Genomic DNA, 18309 nt, shown 5'->3' on the forward strand with positions numbered 1-18309 from the left:
GTGACGGAGAGACCGACATGCTCGAATCCCTGGAAAAAATGCTCGCCAAGGGTGTGGATAACTCGCTGCTGCGCTTTGGCTTGGGCAAGGGTTACCTGGATTTGAAGGACAATGCCAAGGCGGCCGAGCATCTGCACCAGTGTGTGGTGTTTGATCCGAAGTACTCGGCGGCGTGGAAGCTGTTGGGCAAGGCACACGCGGCGCTGGGCGATAAAAATGCAGCACGCCAGGCATGGGAGCAGGGGATTGCAGCGGCCCAGGCCCATGGCGACAAGCAGGCCGAGAAAGAGATGACGGTGTTCCTGAAAAAACTCGATCGCCAGGGTTGAGGCGACCCCTGTGGGAGCTGGCTTGCCTGCGATGCAGGCGACTGAAATCTTTCAGTGACACCGAGGCGATGCCATCGCAGGCAAGCCAGCTCCCACATTTGATCTTCGTTGCTTGTAAAACTGGGGGTATCAGTACCAGCGCGCCTCACCCGGCGGGCGTTTCTTGAAGCGCTTCATGCTCCACATGTACTGGCTGGGGTAGGCGCCGACATAACGCTCCACCACCTTGCTCATCGCCGCGCAGGACGTGGCCGTGTCGGTGCTGTACATGTCCTCAGGCGCCGCCTCCAGGATCACTTTGTAGCCCGAACCGTCCGGCAGCCGCAGGGCATGCAGGAACACCCCCACCGCCTTGCCGCCCGCCAGCATGTTTGGCACGAACTTGCTGGTCAGCGCCTGGGTGGCGAAGAACGGTACGAAGATCCCGGCCGACTCTGCCGGCTCCGGGTCAGCGGGAATCCCCACCTGGCCACCCTTGCGCACTTCCTTGATCACACTGAGGATGCCTTCCTTGGTCGACGCCGCCACCCGGTTGCCCAGTTGCACGCGTTGCTTGCGCAGCAGGTCATCCACCGCCTTGAGCTTGGGCGGGCGGTAGAAAATGATCGGTTTGCACTGGCTGCAATAGAAGTGATTGAGCACTTCCCAGTTGCCCAGGTGGCTGGTGATGCCGACCACGCCTTTGCCCGAGGCCAGGGCTTGCTGCAGCACCTCCAGGCCTTCGACTTCACGCACCAGGTCGATGGAACGCTGGGCCGGCCAGATCCAGGCACAGGCGCTTTCGGTCAGGGACTTGCCGATGTCCATCAGGCTCTGGCCCACCAGGCGCTCGCGCTCGGCCGGGTCCATGTCCGGGAAACACTTGGAGAGGTTGATCCGCACCGTGTCGCGGGAGCGGTTGGGGGTTTTCCACATGATCCAGCCAATCGCCGAACCCACGGCTTGCACGGCGCGCCAGGGCAGCAGGGCAAACAATCGCAGAGCGCCTACCAGCAAGGCGCCTTTTAACTTTTCCACAGGTCACTCCTGATCGTGTGTGGTGCGCAAAGCGGCCATTCTACCCGGCGTTGACCAAGTCCGCGTAACGGTCGCAGTCCTGGGTGTGGTCCATGACCATCCCCGAGGCCTGCATGAACGCGTAGCAGATGGTCGGCCCGACGAAGGTGAAACCGGCTTTCTTGAGGGCTTTGCTCATGGCCTCGGCCTGCGGCGTAATCGCCGGGACCTGGCTGCGATCCTTGAAATGGTTGACCCTGGGCACGCCGCCGACAAACGACCAGAGCAGCCCCACCGGGTCCTCCAGCGCCAGCCAGGCCGCGGCATTGCGCCGGGTGGCATTGAGTTTCAAGCGGTTGCGCACAATGCCTGGATCGAGCATCAACTGCTCGATCTCGGCATCGCTCAACTGCGCCAGGCGCTGGGCATCAAAGCCGAACAAGACCTTTCGATAATGCTCGCGTTTGCGTAAAACGGTGATCCAGGACAGGCCCGCCTGGAACCCTTCGAGCAAAAGCAGTTCAAACAAACCCTGCGCATCGTGCAGCGGCGTGCCCCACTCCTGATCGTGATAAGCCATGTACAACGGATCTTCAGAACACCAAAAGCAGCGTGGCATAAGGCTCCAGGGAGTGGTGACAGGGCCGAATCGGGTATACTGCCGCCCTTTAAATCGCAGCCCAAGTAACAGGTGAATTTTGTGAGCCAGCCTACGCCAGCCGTGCGTACCTTCCAAGACTTGATCCTCGCCCTCCAGCAATACTGGGCCGAGCAAGGTTGTGTGGTACTTCAGCCCTACGATATGGAAGTAGGCGCCGGCACTTTCCACACCGCCACATTCCTGCGGGCCATCGGCCCGGAAACCTGGAACGCCGCTTATGTGCAGCCCAGTCGTCGCCCGACTGACGGCCGCTACGGCGAAAACCCCAACCGCCTGCAGCACTACTACCAGTTCCAGGTGGTATTGAAGCCCAACCCGGACAACTTCCAGGAGCTGTACCTGGGCTCGCTGAAACATGTCGGCCTGGACCCGCTGGTCCACGATATCCGTTTCGTCGAAGACAACTGGGAATCGCCCACCCTCGGCGCCTGGGGCCTGGGCTGGGAAGTCTGGCTCAACGGCATGGAAGTCACGCAGTTCACTTACTTCCAGCAAGCGGGCGGCATCGAGTGCTACCCGGTGACCGGCGAGATCACCTACGGCCTGGAGCGCCTGGCCATGTACCTGCAGGGCGTGGACTCGGTCTACGACCTGGTGTGGGCAGACGGTCCATTCGGCAAGGTCACCTATGGCGATGTGTTCCACCAGAACGAAGTGGAGCAGTCGACCTACAACTTTGAACACGCCAACGTCGAGAAGCTGTTCGAGCTGTTCGACTTCTACGAAAGCGAAGCCAAGCGCCTGATCGAACTGGATCAGCCGCTGCCGTTGCCAAGCTACGAAATGGTCCTGAAGGCATCCCACACCTTCAACCTGCTGGACGCCCGCCGTGCCATCTCGGTAACCGCGCGCCAGCAATACATCCTGCGTGTGCGCACCCTGGCGCGTTCCGTCGCCCAAGCCTACCTGCTGGCCCGCGCCAAGCTGGGCTTCCCGATGGCAACCCCGGATTTGCGTGATGAAGTGTTGGCTAAGCTGGAGGCTGCACAATGAGTGCTCAAGATTTCCTGGTTGAACTGGGCACCGAAGAGCTGCCACCCAAGGCCCTGAACACCCTGGCCGATGCCTTTCTGGCCGGTATCGAGAAAGGCCTGCAGACCGCCGGCCTGAAATTTCAAGCCAAGAAGGTCTACGCCGCGCCACGTCGCCTGGCGGTCTTGCTGACCGTGCTAGAAACCCAGCAGCCGGACCGCAATATCAACCTCGACGGCCCGCCACGCCAGGCTGCTTTCGATGCCGAAGGCAACCCGACCCAGGCCGCCCTGGGTTTTGCCAAGAAGTGTGGCGTCGAGCTGAGCGAGATCGACCAGAGCGGCCCGAAACTGCGTTTCAGCCAGGTCATCAAAGGCAAGCCGACTGCCAGCCTGCTGCCGACCATCGTTGAAGACTCCCTCAACGACCTGCCGATCCCCAAGCGCATGCGCTGGGGTGCGCGCAAGGAAGAATTCGTACGCCCGACCCAATGGTTGGTGATGCTGCTCGGTGATCAAGTCATCGACTGCACTATCCTGGCCCAGAAGGCCGGCCGCGACTCCCGTGGTCACCGCTTCCACCATCCTGAAGCCGTGCGCATCACCTCGCCGGCCAACTACGCCACTGACCTGCGTGCCGCCTATGTGCTGGCGGATGCCAACGAGCGCCGCGAACTGATCAGCAAGCGTACCGAAGAGCTGGCCCGTTTGCAGGAAGGCACCGCCATCGTGCCGCCAAGCCTGCTCGACGAAGTGACCGCGCTGGTGGAATGGCCGGTGCCGCTGGTGTGCTCGTTCGAGGAGCGCTTCCTCGATGTGCCGCAAGAAGCCCTGATCACCACCATGCAGGACAACCAGAAGTATTTCTGCCTGCTGGATGTGGATGGCAAGTTGCTGCCGCGTTTTATCACCGTGGCCAACATCGAGAGCAAGGACCCGCAGCAGATCATCGCCGGTAACGAAAAAGTCGTGCGCCCGCGCCTGACCGACGCCGAGTTCTTCTTCAAGCAAGACAAGAAGCAAAAACTCGAAGACTTCAACCTGCGCCTGCAGAACGTGGTGTTCCAGGAAAAACTGGGCAGCGTCTACGACAAGGCTGTGCGGGTTTCCAAGCTGGCGGCCTACATCGCCCCGCGCATTGGCGGCGATGCGGCCCTGGCCGCCCGCGCGGGCCTGCTGTGCAAGTGCGACCTGGCCACCGAGATGGTCGGCGAGTTCCCGGAAATGCAAGGTGTTGCCGGTTACTACTACGCGCTCAATGACGGCGAGCCTGAAGACGTCGCCCTGGCCTTGAACGAGCAATACATGCCGCGCGGTGCTGGCGCCGAGCTGCCGACCACCCTGACCGGGGCGGCCGTGGCCATCGCTGACAAGCTGGATACCCTGGTCGGTATCTTCGGCATCGGCATGTTGCCGACCGGCAGCAAAGACCCGTATGCCCTGCGCCGTGCGGCCCTGGGCGTGCTGCGTATCCTGATCGACAAGAAGCTGGACCTCGACCTGACCCAGGCCGTGGTGTTCGCGGTGGGTCAGTTCGGTGGCAAGGTCAAGCAAGCCGGTTTGGCCGAGCAAGTGCTGGAGTTCGTGTTCGACCGCCTGCGTGCGCGCTACGAAGACGAAGGCGTGGACGTTTCCGTCTACCTGTCGGTACGTGCCCTGCAACCCGGCTCGGCACTGGACTTCGACCAGCGTGTGCAAGCCGTACAGGCCTTCCGCAAGCTGCCGGAAGCCGACGCCCTGGCCGCCGTGAACAAGCGCGTGTCGAACCTGCTGAGCAAGGCTGAAGGCCTGGGCAATGCGGATGTCGACCCTGGCTTGTTTGCCGATGCCAAGGAGTTCTCGCTGAACTCGGCCATCGCCAAGGCAGAAAACGCAGTGAAGCCGCTGATAGCCGAACGCAACTACGCCGAAGCACTGGCGCGCCTGGCCACCTTGCGTGAGCCGGTGGATGCGTTCTTTGAAGCGGTGATGATCAATGCCGAAGATGCCGGCGTGCGGAAAAACCGCTACGCCATGCTGGCGCGTCTGCGCGGCTTGTTCGTCAACATCGCCGACATTTCGACGCTGAGCTGATCATGTTGAAACTGCTGATTCTCGATCGGGACGGGGTGATCAATTACGACTCCGACGCCTACATCAAGTCGGTGGAGGAGTGGATCCCGCTGCCCGGCTCGATCGAAGCCATCGCGCAGTTGAGCAAGGCCGGCTGGACGGTAGCCATTGCTACCAACCAGTCCGGCCTTGCCCGCGGCTACTATGACATCGCCACCCTGGACGCCATGCATGCGCGCCTGCGCGCATTGGTGGCCGAACAGGGCGGTGAGGTGGGGCTGGTGGTGTACTGCCCTCACGGGCCGGATGAGGGCTGCGATTGCCGCAAACCCAAGCCTGGCATGTTGAAAATCATTTCAGAACATTACAAGGTGCCCCTGGCTGGGATATGGTTCGTCGGGGACAGTCTCGGTGACCTGGAGGCGGCCAAAGCCGTCGACTCTCAGCCAGTTTTGGTAAAGACCGGAAAAGGCGAGAAGACCCAGGCGAAAAACCTGCCGGTCGGCACCTTGATTTTTGACGATCTGGCGGCGGTTGCCGCAGAACTTATCAACAACTAGTCGCCCTCGACTTCCTGACCAGGGATTGTTCGGGAGTGCACTTTTAACAGGCGGGCGTTGTCCCGCAACGGTAAATGCTGCCATGTCGATTTTGCAGGCCATCAGAACCTTCTTCTTTTACCTGCTGCTGGGCACCAGTTCGTTTCTCTGGTGCACCCTGAGCTTTTTTATTGCGCCCTTTTTGCCATTCAAGGTGCGCTATCGCTTTATCAATGTCTATTGGTGCCGCTGCGCGTTGTGGCTGACCAAGGTGTTCCTGGGCATCCGCTTCGAGGTCAAGGGCGCCGAAAACGTCCCGGACCAGCCCTGCGTGATCCTGTCGAACCACCAGAGCACCTGGGAGACGTTCTTCCTTTCCGCGTATTTCTCGCCCCTGAGCCAGGTGCTCAAGCGTGAGTTGCTGTTCGTCCCGTTCTTTGGCTGGGCCATGGCCATGCTGCGCCCGATCGCCATCGACCGCGACAACCCCAAGGCCGCGCTCAAGCATGTGGCGAAGAAGGGTGACGAGTTGCTCAAGGATGGGGTGTGGGTACTGATTTTCCCGGAAGGCACCCGCGTGCCCTTTGGCACTGTCGGCAAGTTCTCCCGAGGCGGTACGGCATTGGCGGTCAACGCCAACCTGCCGGTACTGCCGATTGCCCACAATGCCGGCAAGTTCTGGCCCAAGGAAGGCTGGGCCAAGCGCGAGGGCACCATCACCGTGGTGATCGGCGAGCCGATGTATGCGCAAGGGGAAGGACCGCGTGCAATTGCAGCGCTCAATGACCGCGCTGCGGCCTGGAATGAAGCGCAGCAACGGGCCATGGGTTCACTGCCGCCACTGCCGGTTGCAGCAGACCAGGCGGTGATCTGACGTTCTGTGGATAACCTGTGTACGCTTTGTTGGCTAAATGCCGTTTTTAGCTTGTAGGCTGATGATTTAATTACATATTTCTTAAGCTAATAAAACACCGAAAAACGTGCATAAGTTTTTTCGACACATGAAGACCGGCCCTTGCGGCCGGTTTTTTATGCACAGCTGTTTATTCTTCCCACAACGGCAACTGCAGGCTGAAAACCGTGCCTTGCCCGACCACACTCGCACAGTCGATCCGCCCCCCATGGCGGTCTATCACCGCCTTGACCATGGTCAGGCCCAGCCCCAGGCCCTCACTGCCCTTGGCCGATGCAAAACGTCGGTATTGGCCGAACAGTTCCGGCAGCTCCTGGGCTGCAATGCCTGGGCCCTGGTCCTGGATATGACAGGCCAGCCCTTGGTCGTTGCGTTCCAGGCGCACCGTCACCGTGGTCCCGGCGGGGCTGTACTTGATCGCATTCTCCATCAGGTTGAACAAGGCGCGGGTCAGCAACGATTGGTCAGCCAGGACCATTTCCTCACCGGCCTCGTCCAGGTCATGAACCAATTGGATAGGTTTCAATTGGGCCAGCAGCGCCACCTGGTCAAACGCATCGAGCACCAGCATGGCAAACAGGCTGGGCTCGAACTGGTAACCGTCGGACTCGGCCTTGGCCAATTGAACGAACGATTCGGTCAGGTTCAATGCGCGGCGCACTTGCTGTTCGATTTGGGTAAAGACCAGCGAGACGTCCGAGACCTCATGGCGCTGTACATCCAGCAAGGCGAGGATTGCCGAGTGGGGCGCCCGCAGGTCATGGGACAGGAACCGCAGCAGGGTTTCACGCTGCTGCTGGGCGTCACGTTCGATACTCAGGTCGGTCAGGCTCAACAGCCAACCCAGCGCCACATCACCATCGGCCGGTAACAACGGCGCCCGTTCCAGGCGCAGGCTGCGTTGCTCGGTGTCGCGGAACTCGACGATTTCCAGGGCTGACAGCGGCGTGTGCACCGCGCCTTGCAAGGGCGGATAGCCCAGGGCCGCCAGTTGCTGCAACAGGTTCTCGCCAATCAGTTCGTTGCCAAACACATCACGGGCGATCCGATTGGCCAGCAGGATTTCGCCCATGGGGTCGGTAATCAGCGTAGCCACCGGCAGGCACTCCAGGCCATCGGCCATAAAGCGCCGGGTGTCGCGGGTACGGCTGACGGCTTGCTCCAGGGCCACGATACGGCCCTGCAACACGTCGCCTTTGCTGACGGCGGCACGACGGCGTTCCGGCAGCACCTTGGGTTCGCTGTCGAGGCGTGCCAATTCCCAACCGAAATAGGCCAGGATCACGCTCAGGCGACGCCAGTTCCAAATCAGGTAGCCCAGCAGCATGCCGATCAGCGTGGCCGCTGGCGACCACCAGAGCCCCAGGCGCAACAGGCCCCAGGAAGCGAGGAGGGCGCCCCCCATGCATCCCAGGGTCAGCCATAGCGCATAGCGCGGGCGCAACAGCAGCAGGCCCAACAACAAGGCCACCATCGTGGTGGACAGCAGTGTGGCCAACCAGCCAGGCAACACGGTAATACTGCGCCCTTGCAGCAGGCCATTGAGGATATTGGCCTGGATCTCGACACCCGGCGTGGTCCCCACGCTGGCCGAAAGCGGCGTCACATAGCGATCGCCCATGCCTGGCGCGGTAGCGCCTACCAGGATGATCCGATCACGCAACAATTGGGCGGGGACTTCGCCACGCAGGACGCTGACATACGGCACGCTGGGAAAGCCGTGGTCGGTGGCGATAAATGGAATACGAATGGCATTGTCCCGTTGCCAGTCGCCCACCTCGGCAGACGCTGGCAACCCTGGCATATCGGCGTGCCGGCCGGTCAACTCGAAGGCCAGCCAGGCCAATTGCGGGACCAGTTGCCCGGGCGGTCCCTCACGCAAGTAGAGGCTGCGCACAATACCGTCGCTGTCCGCTTCCACGTTGATATGGCCAACCCCCCTGGCACAATCGCGCAGTGGCGGCACCGGGAGGATTTGCATGACTGGCTGACCCAGGCGCGGTGTACCTTCGCGAATCAACGGCAACAGGACATTGCCGGCATTGCAGATGGCCTGGGCCAGGCGTTGATCGTTGGCAGGCTCGCGCGCCGGTTCGCTGAAGATCACATCGAGCAGGATCCCGGTGGGTTTGCCGGCACTTAACTGATCAATCAGGTCAGCATGCAGGCGGCGCGACCAAGGCCATTGGCCGAGCGCCTTGAGGCTCATGTCATCAATGGTCACCAGCAGAATGCGCGGGTCCACCGGCAACGGCGCCAGGCGCCGCAGGCCGTCATACAACGGGTTGTTGAAGGAAAGCCCAGGGCTCAGGGAAAGCAGGGCTGTCATCGGCAGCAGCAGCAGGCTGATCCACAGCCACTCCCGGACCAGGCCATGGAACAGGCGTTGGGCCTGGGTTGGCTGGCGCTGTTCAGCCCGGCGCCACCACTTCACCGCGTATTACTGCACACGAGTGGCAGGGGGGTAATAGAAGATGTCATAAACGCCTGCCTCTCCTTCCAGTCCTTGTTCATCAAAGGCCGACACGCGCACGTGATAAAACGAGGCCTTGAGTCCAGTGAAGCTCAAGCGCGGCTCACTGGAGAAGTTTTCCTGCTTGATGTTCATAAATGTTGTATCTGTGGCCACTTGCGCACGGTAGCGCCGGGCACCCGGTTGTGGGTGCAGGATCAGGGTCCAGACCGGCGCATCGCCTTTCTGGCCGTCCTGGCCCATCAACCGTGGGGCGGGCAGTAGCTCAACCGTCTTCAACTCGCCCTGTTCCTTGAGCAATACACCTTGTCGGGCGCCGACCTTCAGTTCACCGTCCACCGGGCCTACCTGGGGTGCTTTCTTGACCTGTCGGCCCACAGGTGGCGGTTCGGTACGGCTGACAGCCACTTGGCCGTTGAGCACCTCGACGACCGATTGCTGATCGTCATTACGCACACGAAAGTGCGTACCGCGTACACCCAGTACGCCCACCGGTGTCACGATCTGAAAGCGGTCATAGTCACTGCTGCGCTTGAGTACGTAGGCTTCGACCTGCCCTTGTTGCAGGATCACCTGCGGGATCGCCTGCTCCTCCACCAGGTGCAGACGCACCTCGGAGCTGGAAGGCAAGACAATGCGCGAACCATCGCCCAGCAACAAGCTGACAAACGCCGAGGGCGAAGTTTTTACGCTTTCCTGTTCATCGATCAGCATGCCTTCTTCCAACACACTGGAGCGTCCCTTGGCATCCAGCTTCCAGGCTTCACCGTTAAGGTGCTGGACGACTGCCGGCAGCGGTTGTGCCCGGCACATCAGGTTGTCATCAATATAGGGCGCCCGCGCAGGTGCAGGCTTGGCCAAAAGGGGCGGGCTGTTGATAACCAGGGCCAGGGCCAGGCTTGAGCCCAACAGGGAAGAAAGGCAATAGGGGCGGGGAAAGAGGGTCATGGCACTCATCAAGGTTCTAGTTCTAAAGGTCCGTGGACTGTACGTTCGTTCAGAAAGCGTCTTGCAGCAGCAGGACCTTGAATCTTGCCTACGATACCCGATGACGAATAGAACTCGATAGCCGTAGTAGCAGGGATGAGGCGCGATGGGAAAAGATGACACATCCCTGTGTCTGCCAGTTCGACAATGCCGAGCCGGGTGTACATCGAAGAAATACTGTCCATCACATCCCCCCGACAGCAGCCCGTAGCGAACCGCGGACTACAGATGATACGTCCCTGTATCGAGAGCGCTTCCCGCGCACGCCCTCCGTGTGTCACTCAGCGAAAGAGAATTTACCTACAAGAGTGGTGCATAGGGGGGGAGCACAACATTTGTTCAGAATCAGAAGATCCACCGTTGGTCCTGGTCAAGCACGCTACCGTGTTGAAAGGCCTGCGGTGCATCAACCGTGCTGAGTCCAGCGTAACCAAGGCCATCTACGGCCTCGTTGTACACCGGTACTTCCTCAAGTGGCACACTGCGGGCATCCACTGTTTGCGTGCCTAAACCGGTGGCCACAACCAACATCAACATCTTTCCCCACACATTGACCTTCTGCACGAGACGCATGTGTCCCGACAACGCATAAAACCTGATTGCCATTGATCCTTTTCCTGAGGGGCTTGAGCCGGTATCTTTCCAGTTGGGTACACGATGTCTAACGGCCTTAGGGCTATCTGATATCAGCGTACCGAGAGATTCAGGGGGCTTGAGAAACTGGCCATAATTGTTCAGATTCAACGGTGAACCAGTACGCTCTCTTTAACCGCTGCAATACTCTTCAAGAAGAAAGGACCCTGCCATGCGTGTCGCGATACTGGATGACGAACCTGCTGAATTGCGGCGGGTGGAACAGACTCTGCGACAAATCCCAAGTGCCTCGGAGCAGCCATGGACGCTGCATTGCTTCGAGCGCGGTGAAGACCTGCTGCGCCAGTTGCGCCGAGAAACCTTCGACCTCTTGGTGCTCGATTGGCAACTGCCGGACCTGAGTGGCCTCGCGATCCTGCGCTGGACCCGTGAACACATGGAGGCGCCGCCTCCCGTCATCATGCTCACCAGCCGCGATGGCGAGAGCGATATTGTCCAGGCGTTGAACAGCGGGGCGGATGACTATGTCAGCAAGCCATTTCGGCCCAATGAGTTGAAGGCGCGGGTTAGTGCGGTGTTGCGCCGTCATGGCCTGCAGAAGTCTGCAGCCACTGAAGTGCTGATCTTCAATGACCTGACCTTCGACGATGCCGAACTGACCGTTACCCGCGCCGGCAGCCCCATCAACCTGACCGAGCGTGAATACCGTCTGGCACGCTGCCTGTTTGCCAATCTGGCTCGCCCACTGTCACGGGAGTATCTCTACGAACGTTTCTGGACCCATGAAGAGATGGTGTCGTCGCGGCCGTTGGATACCCATATCTATCGGCTACGCAACAAGCTGGGGCTGACCCCAGAGCGGGGTTGGCAGTTGCTAACGATCTATGGGTATGGCTATCGCTTGGAGAGCGTGAGCGCGGCGACTGCATAAGCCGATGTTCCACGTGGAGCATTTTGGACGCGCCCGGAATCTGGGCAATAAAAAAGGCCAACGTAAACGTTGGCCTTTTTTATTGCGCAATCGCGTTATCAGAAGTCCAGGTTGGACACTGCCAAGGCATTGCTCTCGATGAAGTCACGACGTGGCTCAACCGCATCACCCATCAGGGTGTTGAAGATCTGGTCCGCGCCAATGGCGTCTTCGATGGTCACGCGCAGCATACGACGCTGGGCTGGGTCCATGGTGGTTTCCCACAGCTGATCCGGGTTCATCTCGCCCAGACCTTTGTAACGCTGGATGGTGTGGCGCTTGGTGCTTTCGGCCATCAACCAGTCCAGGGCTTCCTTGAACTCCTTGACCTGCTTCTTGCGCTCGCCACGCTGAATATAAGCGCCGTCGTCCAGCAGGGTGCTCAGTTGCGCGCCCAAGGTAACCACGGTCTTGTAATCATTGCTGCCGAAGAAGTCGCGGTTGAAGGTGACGTAGTTCGACAGGCCGTGAGAGATCAGTTCGACCTCTGGCAGCCAGACGTTACGTTCACGGTCTTCGCGCAGGCTGGCTTTGTACACCAGGCCGGACTTCTCGACCGTGCGCAGGCGCACTTCATACTGGGCCAGCCAATCCTGCATCGCTGCGTGATCGCCCAACTGTTCCAGGCTCACGGCTGGCAGGTAGATGAAGTGCTCGGTCAGCTCCTGAGGGTACAGGCGCGACAAACGCTTGAGGGTCTTCATCACCATGCGGAAGTCGTTTACCAGGCGCTCCAGCGCCTCACCGGAGATACCCGGGGCTTCGTCGTTCAAGTGCAGGCTGGCATCTTCCAGGGCCGACTGCGTCATGTACTCTTCCATGGCGTCGTCGTCTTTGATGTATTGCTCTTGCTTGCCCTTTTTCACTTTGTACAACGGCGGCTGGGCGATGTAGATGTAGCCACGCTCGATCAGCTCCGGCAACTGACGGAAGAAGAAGGTCAGTAGCAGGGTACGGATGTGCGAACCGTCGACGTCAGCATCGGTCATGATGATGATGTTGTGATAGCGCAACTTATCAATGTTGTACTCATCGCGACCAATGCCACAGCCCAGGGCGGTGATCAAGGTGCCGACTTCCTGGGAGGAAATCATCTTGTCGAAACGGGCTTTCTCAACGTTGAGGATCTTACCCTTCAACGGCAGGATCGCCTGGGTGCGGCGGTTACGCCCCTGCTTGGCGGAGCCGCCAGCAGAGTCACCTTCCACCAGGTACAGTTCGGAGAGGGCAGGGTCCTTCTCCTGGCAGTCCGCCAACTTGCCTGGTAGGCCAGCGATATCCAGTGCACCTTTACGACGGGTCATTTCACGGGCTTTACGCGCCGCTTCACGAGCCCGCGCCGCGTCGATCATCTTGCCGACAACCAGCTTGGCTTCGTTGGGGTTTTCCAACAGGAAGTCGGAGAAGTACTTGCCCATTTCCTGTTCGACAGCGGTCTTCACTTCAGAAGAAACCAGCTTGTCCTTGGTCTGGGAGCTGAACTTCGGATCTGGCACCTTAACCGAAATAATCGCAGTCAGGCCTTCGCGGGCATCGTCACCGGTGGTGGCAACTTTGTGCTTCTTCGCCAGGCCTTCGGCTTCGATGTAGGTGTTCAGGTTGCGCGTCAGTGCGGAACGGAAACCCACCAGGTGAGTACCGCCATCGCGCTGGGGAATGTTGTTGGTGAAGCACAACAGGTTCTCGTTGAAGCTGTCGTTCCACTGCAGGGCGATTTCCACGCCGATGCCGTCTTCACGCTGGATATTGAAGTGGAACACCTGGTTGACCGCAGTCTTGTTGGTGTTCAGGTATTCAACGAACGCACGCAGGCCACCTTCGTATTTGAACAGCTCTTCCTTGCCGCTGCGCTCGTCCTTGAGGACGATACCCACACCGGAGTTGAGGAAGGACAGCTCACGAATCCGCTTGGCCAGGATGTCCCAGCTGAAGTGGATATTCTTGAAAGTGTCAGCCGAAGGCTTGAAGTGAATCTGGGTACCCGTGGTTTCGCTTTCACCGACGATCGCCATCGGTGCCTGAGGCACGCCATGCACATAGGTCTGTTCCCAGATCTTGCCGCTGCGGCGAACGGTCAGGATCAGTTCTTCTGACAGAGCGTTGACCACCGACACACCTACACCGTGCAAACCGCCGGATACTTTATAGGAGTTGTCGTCGAACTTACCGCCAGCGTGGAGCACGGTCATGATGACCTCTGCCGCCGATACGCCTTCTTCTTTATGCACATCTACCGGAATGCCACGACCGTTGTCGCGCACGGTGATGGATTCATCCGGGTGGATGATGATGCTGATGTCGTCGCAATGGCCGGCGAGCGCTTCGTCGATGGAGTTGTCGACCACCTCGAACACCATGTGGTGCAGACCGCTACCATCATCGGTGTCGCCAATGTACATACCGGGACGTTTGCGTACGGCATCCAAACCTTTCAGCACTTTAATGCTGGTCGAGTCGTACGTGTTTTCTTCGCTCATGCCTTCACTCCCGATGGTCGTGGGTCTGGGTGATACGGCCTTGTTCCACGTGGAACAAAGCGACTGGCGTTTCCGTCTGCCAGCCTTCCCTCAATAATTCGTGGTCTACACAGGTAATAAACACCTGGCAGCGTAAGTCTTCCAACAAGCGGCATAGCGCGCGGCGGTGTTGCTCATCCAATTCGGAGGGCAAGTCATCCACCAGATAAATACACTGCCCGCGCCGGGCCTGGCTAACCAAATGCCCCTGGGCGATACGCAGCGCGCAGACCACCAACTTCTGCTGGCCACGGGACAAGATATCCGCGGCGTTATGTGCACCTAATCTAAGGCGCAAATCAGCGCGTTGCGGTCCTGCCTGGGTGTGGCCAATTTGCTGATCCCGTTGCAAAGAGGTGGCGAGTACTGCACTCAAGTCACGCTCTTTGTCCCAACCACGGTAGTAACTCAGCGTCAGCCCCTCGAGTTCCAGCAACTCACTCAAGGTCTGCTCAAAGACTGGTTTCAAGGCTTTGATGTAGGTGCGGCGGTATTCATCAATTTCGTCGCTGGCCAGGCACAGTTCACGGTCCCAGGCCGCTTGCGAAGCGGCGTCAAGTGTACCATGCCGCAGCCATGAGTTCCGCTGCCGCAGGGCCTTCTGCAGGCGCTGCCATGTGGCCATGAACCGCGGTTCCACGTGGAACACTCCCCAATCGAGGAACTGTCTGCGGATTTTGGGTGCGCCTTCCAGCAAGCGGAAGCTGTCAGGGTTGATCAATTGCAGGGGCAGGATTTCCGCCAACTGCGCGGCACTGCGCGCATTCTGCCCATCAATACGGATCTGGAACTCCCCCTGGCGATCACGGGATATCCCCAGGCTGCTGTGCCCGCCTTGCGCCAGTTCAACCTGGCCAAATACGGTGCACGCCAATTGCTCGTACTGAATTACCGGTAACAGGCGGGCGCTGCGAAAAGAACGAGCCAGGCCCAGCAAGTGAATGGCTTCCAGCACGCTGGTTTTGCCACTGCCGTTGGCGCCGTGGAGGATATTGATGCGGGGGGAGGGGGAGAAGGTCACCGGGTGCAGATTGCGCACCGCGGTGACCGAGACGCGACTGAGGGACATCTAGCTTCTGCTGAGCATGATTACAGGCGCATCGGCATAACAACGTAAGCCGAGTCGTCGTTATCGGATTCTTGCACCAGGGCGCTGCTGTTGGAGTCTGACAGGATCAGACGCACCTGCTCGGTGGTCATCACCCCCAGCACGTCCAGCAGGTAGCTCACGTTGAAGCCGATTTCCAACGAACCACCGTTGTAATCAACGCTGATTTCTTCTTCAGCTTCTTCCTGCTCCGGGTTATTGGCCTGGATTTTCAGTTGACCGTTGGCCAATTGCAGGCGAATGCCGCGATATTTTTCGTTGGACAGGATCGCCGTACGGCTGAAGGCTTCACGCAAGGCCTGACGATCACCGATCACCAGTTTGTCGCCACCCTTGGGCAGCACGCGCTCATAGTCCGGGAACTTGCCATCTACCAGCTTGGACGTGAAGGTGAACTCGCCTGTGGTGGCCCGGATGTGATGCTGGCCCAAAACAATGCTGACGTTACCGTCCGGCTCGGTGAGCAGGCGCGCCAGTTCGAGGATACCTTTGCGCGGCACGATCACCTGGTGACGATCCGGCTGGCCGATATCAGCCTTCATCGAGCACATTGCCAGGCGGTGACCGTCGGTGGCCACGGCACGGATAATGCCTTCGGAGACTTCCAGCAGCATACCGTTGAGGTAGTAACGCACGTCCTGCTGGGCCATGGCGAAGCTGGTGCGCTCGATCAAACGGCGCAGGCGGCTTTGCTCCAGGCTGCAGGTCAGCGAACCCGGGCCTTCTTCCACAGTCGGGAAGTCGTTGGCCGGCAAGGTCGACAGGGTGAAACGACTGCGCCCGGCCTTGACCACCAACTTCTGCTCATCGACCTTGATGTCGATCAGCGCGTCGTTGGGCAGGCTTTTGCAGATATCCATCAGCTTGCGCGCAGGCACGGTGATCTCGCCGGGCTCGGCGGGTTCTTCCAGCTGTACACGTCCAACCAGTTCGACTTCCAGGTCGGTACCGGTCAACGACAGCTGCTGGCCTTCGACAACCAACAATACGTTGGAAAGTACCGGCAAGGTCTGTCGGCGCTCGACGACGCCTGCGACCAGTTGCAGGGGTTTCAACAGGGCTTCGCGTTGAATGGTGAAATGCATGGTCTAGTCCCTTGCCTTAATAAGCTGCGCTGGTGTTCATCAAGTTGTCAGTGTACGCAGCAGGTTCTTGTAGTCCTCGCGAATATCCGCGTCGGATTCCTTAAGTTCATTGATCTTGCGGCACGCGTGCAAGACCGTGGTGTGGTCGCGACCACCAAACACATCGCCAATTTCCGGCAGGCTATGGTTGGTCAGCTCTTTGGAGAGCGCCATGGCCACCTGACGGGGACGCGCTACCGAGCGCGAGCGGCGCTTGGATAGCAGGTCGGAAATCTTGATCTTGTAGTACTCGGCCACGGTGCGTTGAATGTTATCCACACTGACCAGTTTGTCTTGCAACGCCAACAGGTCTTTGAGGGATTCGCGAATCAACTCGATGGTAATGTCGCGGCCCATGAAGTGCGAGTGAGCGATGACCCGCTTAAGCGCGCCTTCCAGTTCACGCACGTTGGAGCGAATGCGCTGGGCAATGAAGAACGCCGCGTCGTGAGGCAGGTCGACTTTCGCCTGGTCGGCCTTCTTCATCAGGATCGCGACCCGGGTTTCCAGTTCCGGCGGCTCTACCGCAACGGTCAGGCCCCAGCCGAAGCGCGATTTCAGGCGTTCTTCCAGGCCTTCGATTTCCTTCGGGTAACGGTCGCTGGTGAGGATGACCTGCTGGCCACCTTCAAGCAGGGCGTTGAACGTGTGGAAAAACTCTTCCTGGGAACGTTCCTTGCGCGCGAAGAATTGAATGTCATCGATCAGCAGCGCATCAACGGAGCGATAGAAGCGCTTGAATTCGTTGATCGCATTGAGTTGCAACGCCTTGACCATGTCGGCCACGAAGCGCTCCGAGTGCAGGTACACGACCTTGGCATTCGGGTTCTTCTTTAATAGGTGGTTACCTACGGCGTGCATCAAGTGCGTCTTACCCAAGCCAACGCCGCCATACAGGAAGAGCGGGTTGTAACCGTGCTTGGGATTATCAGCCACCTGCCAGGCCGCGGCGCGGGCCAGTTGGTTGGATTTACCTTCGACGAAGTTCTCAAAGGTAAAGGTGCGGTTCAGGTAGCTGGTGTGCTTGAGTGCGCCTTCGACCTGGACCGTGCGCTGTTCGGCGCGCACCGGTGCCTGCTGCGAGCTGGCGCCCGCCATTGGGTCGAAGCTGTCGCGGGACGGCTCTTCACTGACCGGCGCATTTTTTTGCGCCATGGATTTGCTCGGCGCTGGCTGCGCCAGCGCCGGTGCGTGGTTGACCGGTGCGGCAGCGGCCTGGGCGTGCGATGCAGCGGCCGCCAGCGGCGCATTAGGCGCAGCGCGCGGCGCGGAGCTGCGTTTGCTGCCTATTAATAAGGAGAGCGCCGGAGCCATCCCATTGCCATGTTCGTCGAACAATTCGAGAACGCGGCTCAGGTACTTCTCGTTGACCCAGTCGAGTACAAAACGATTGGGTGCGTAGACACGCAACTCGTCGCCTTCGGCTTCGACCTGTAGCGGACGGATCCAGGTGTTGAATTGCTGGGCAGGCAGCTCATCGCGCAAAAGCTCCACGCACTGCTGCCAAAGTTCCACTGACACGGATATCCCCTAAGTTGAAAGCCGGTGAGGCAAAAACAGCCGCCATTGTAGCGGCGAGCGGCCCACTTATCCACATGTAGGTTTCTCACAGCCCGCCAAGAATCAATGCCTTAACCGTGAAAAAGGCGACAAATGGTCTGTGCATAAGCTCTGTGGATAAGCGCCCCTAAGCTCGTTGTACAAGTGGGGTCAAAAGTCTGTGGGTAACTGGCCTGTGGATAAGTTGCCATTCCACACACAGCTTATCCGATAGCGCAGCACAGGCAGAGCACCGTTTCTCCCCCGTGTTGTCATTCTCTGTACAGCACGTGGAATATGGCCTTAAGGCAGTTATCCACAGATGATCGCGTCCCTAGCTTTTATAAGCTTTACAGAAAAGCTTTAAATAACTTCCTTCTTTATTTTTATATCTATGGCATTGCTCGTCAAAGTCGAACCGCCTGGAATCGGTCCCGATGCCTTCAGATATCTAATTGAAGGAATAGCTGGTTGGAAATTGACCTAGAGGCTTGCTTTCTCTAGAATCCCCGGTCTCTTAAAACGGGGGCCATTCCG

At 59.2% G+C, this 18309-nt stretch carries 15 protein-coding genes; 6 read left to right on the forward strand and 9 right to left on the reverse strand.

Going from position 1 to position 18309, the window contains the following annotated elements:
* Positions 1–17: 17 nt before the first annotated feature.
* Positions 18–329: a hypothetical protein gene (locus tag AO268_RS31490; RefSeq protein WP_076964387.1), complete on the forward strand. Its 312-nt coding sequence runs from the start codon at positions 18–20 to the stop codon at positions 327–329.
* Positions 330–458: 129 nt separating this feature from the next.
* Here AO268_RS31490 and AO268_RS31495 read toward each other — a convergent pair whose 3' ends face one another.
* Positions 459–1346, reverse strand: coding sequence for a lysophospholipid acyltransferase (locus AO268_RS31495; protein ID WP_076964388.1), 888 nt, complete (start codon positions 1344–1346; stop codon positions 459–461).
* 40 nt (positions 1347–1386) lie between these two features.
* Positions 1387–1944 (reverse strand): DNA-3-methyladenine glycosylase I, encoded by a 558-nt coding sequence (locus tag AO268_RS31500; RefSeq protein WP_099170851.1) that lies wholly within the window; start codon positions 1942–1944, stop codon positions 1387–1389.
* Positions 1945–2025: 81 nt separating this feature from the next.
* Here AO268_RS31500 and glyQ point away from each other — a divergent pair, with 81 nt between their 5' ends.
* The 4 genes from glyQ to AO268_RS31520 all read left to right on the forward strand — a co-directional run bounded on the left by glyQ (position 2026) and on the right by AO268_RS31520 (position 6422).
* Entirely contained in the window at positions 2026–2979 is a 954-nt protein-coding gene (gene glyQ / locus AO268_RS31505) for a glycine--tRNA ligase subunit alpha (RefSeq protein ID WP_003213601.1), read from the forward strand.
* Positions 2976–5030, forward strand: coding sequence for a glycine--tRNA ligase subunit beta (gene glyS, locus AO268_RS31510; protein WP_099170852.1), 2055 nt, complete (start codon positions 2976–2978; stop codon positions 5028–5030). Before glyQ ends, glyS begins: the two co-directional genes overlap by 4 nt.
* On the forward strand, positions 5030–5569 hold the full coding sequence (gmhB, locus tag AO268_RS31515) for a D-glycero-beta-D-manno-heptose 1,7-bisphosphate 7-phosphatase (protein WP_169865815.1): 540 nt from the start codon (positions 5030–5032) through the stop codon (positions 5567–5569). Before glyS ends, gmhB begins: the two co-directional genes overlap by 1 nt.
* A gap of 82 nt (positions 5570–5651) precedes the next feature.
* Complete coding sequence (locus AO268_RS31520) at positions 5652–6422, forward strand: lysophospholipid acyltransferase family protein (protein WP_099170853.1); 771 nt, start codon at positions 5652–5654, stop codon at positions 6420–6422.
* Between the two features lie 169 nt (positions 6423–6591).
* Here the strand turns inward: AO268_RS31520 and AO268_RS31525 are convergent, their stop codons facing one another.
* The 3 genes from AO268_RS31525 to AO268_RS31535 all read right to left on the reverse strand — a co-directional run bounded on the left by AO268_RS31525 (position 6592) and on the right by AO268_RS31535 (position 10527).
* Positions 6592–8895 (reverse strand): CHASE2 domain-containing protein, encoded by a 2304-nt coding sequence (locus AO268_RS31525; RefSeq protein ID WP_076964392.1) that lies wholly within the window; start codon positions 8893–8895, stop codon positions 6592–6594.
* Positions 8896–8901: 6 nt separating this feature from the next.
* Complete coding sequence (locus tag AO268_RS31530; RefSeq protein ID WP_169865753.1) at positions 8902–9891, reverse strand: FecR family protein; 990 nt, start codon at positions 9889–9891, stop codon at positions 8902–8904.
* Positions 9892–10266: 375 nt separating this feature from the next.
* The gene (locus tag AO268_RS31535; protein ID WP_076964394.1) at positions 10267–10527 is read right to left on the reverse strand and encodes a hypothetical protein; all 261 of its coding nucleotides are present in this window, start codon (positions 10525–10527) and stop codon (positions 10267–10269) included.
* Positions 10528–10726: 199 nt separating this feature from the next.
* Here AO268_RS31535 and AO268_RS31540 point away from each other — a divergent pair, with 199 nt between their 5' ends.
* Complete coding sequence (locus AO268_RS31540; protein ID WP_076964395.1) at positions 10727–11446, forward strand: response regulator transcription factor; 720 nt, start codon at positions 10727–10729, stop codon at positions 11444–11446.
* A 98-nt stretch (positions 11447–11544) separates the two neighbouring features.
* Here AO268_RS31540 and gyrB read toward each other — a convergent pair whose 3' ends face one another.
* From gyrB to dnaA, 4 genes are read right to left on the reverse strand one after another with little or no spacing between them, the layout of a single operon-like run.
* Entirely contained in the window at positions 11545–13962 is a 2418-nt protein-coding gene (gene gyrB / locus AO268_RS31545; protein WP_076964396.1) for a DNA topoisomerase (ATP-hydrolyzing) subunit B, read from the reverse strand.
* Positions 13963–13966: 4 nt separating this feature from the next.
* Positions 13967–15070: a DNA replication/repair protein RecF gene (recF, locus tag AO268_RS31550; RefSeq protein ID WP_029290195.1), complete on the reverse strand. Its 1104-nt coding sequence runs from the start codon at positions 15068–15070 to the stop codon at positions 13967–13969.
* 20 nt (positions 15071–15090) lie between these two features.
* The gene (gene dnaN / locus AO268_RS31555) at positions 15091–16194 is read right to left on the reverse strand and encodes a DNA polymerase III subunit beta (protein WP_029290193.1); all 1104 of its coding nucleotides are present in this window, start codon (positions 16192–16194) and stop codon (positions 15091–15093) included.
* A gap of 39 nt (positions 16195–16233) precedes the next feature.
* On the reverse strand, positions 16234–17754 hold the full coding sequence (gene dnaA, locus AO268_RS31560; protein ID WP_076964397.1) for a chromosomal replication initiator protein DnaA: 1521 nt from the start codon (positions 17752–17754) through the stop codon (positions 16234–16236).
* Between the last annotated feature and the right edge of the window lie 555 nt (positions 17755–18309).

The sequence above is a fragment of the Pseudomonas sp. ICMP 8385 genome, assembly GCF_002699915.1.
GTDB classification, from domain to species: domain Bacteria; phylum Pseudomonadota; class Gammaproteobacteria; order Pseudomonadales; family Pseudomonadaceae; genus Aquipseudomonas; species Aquipseudomonas gessardii.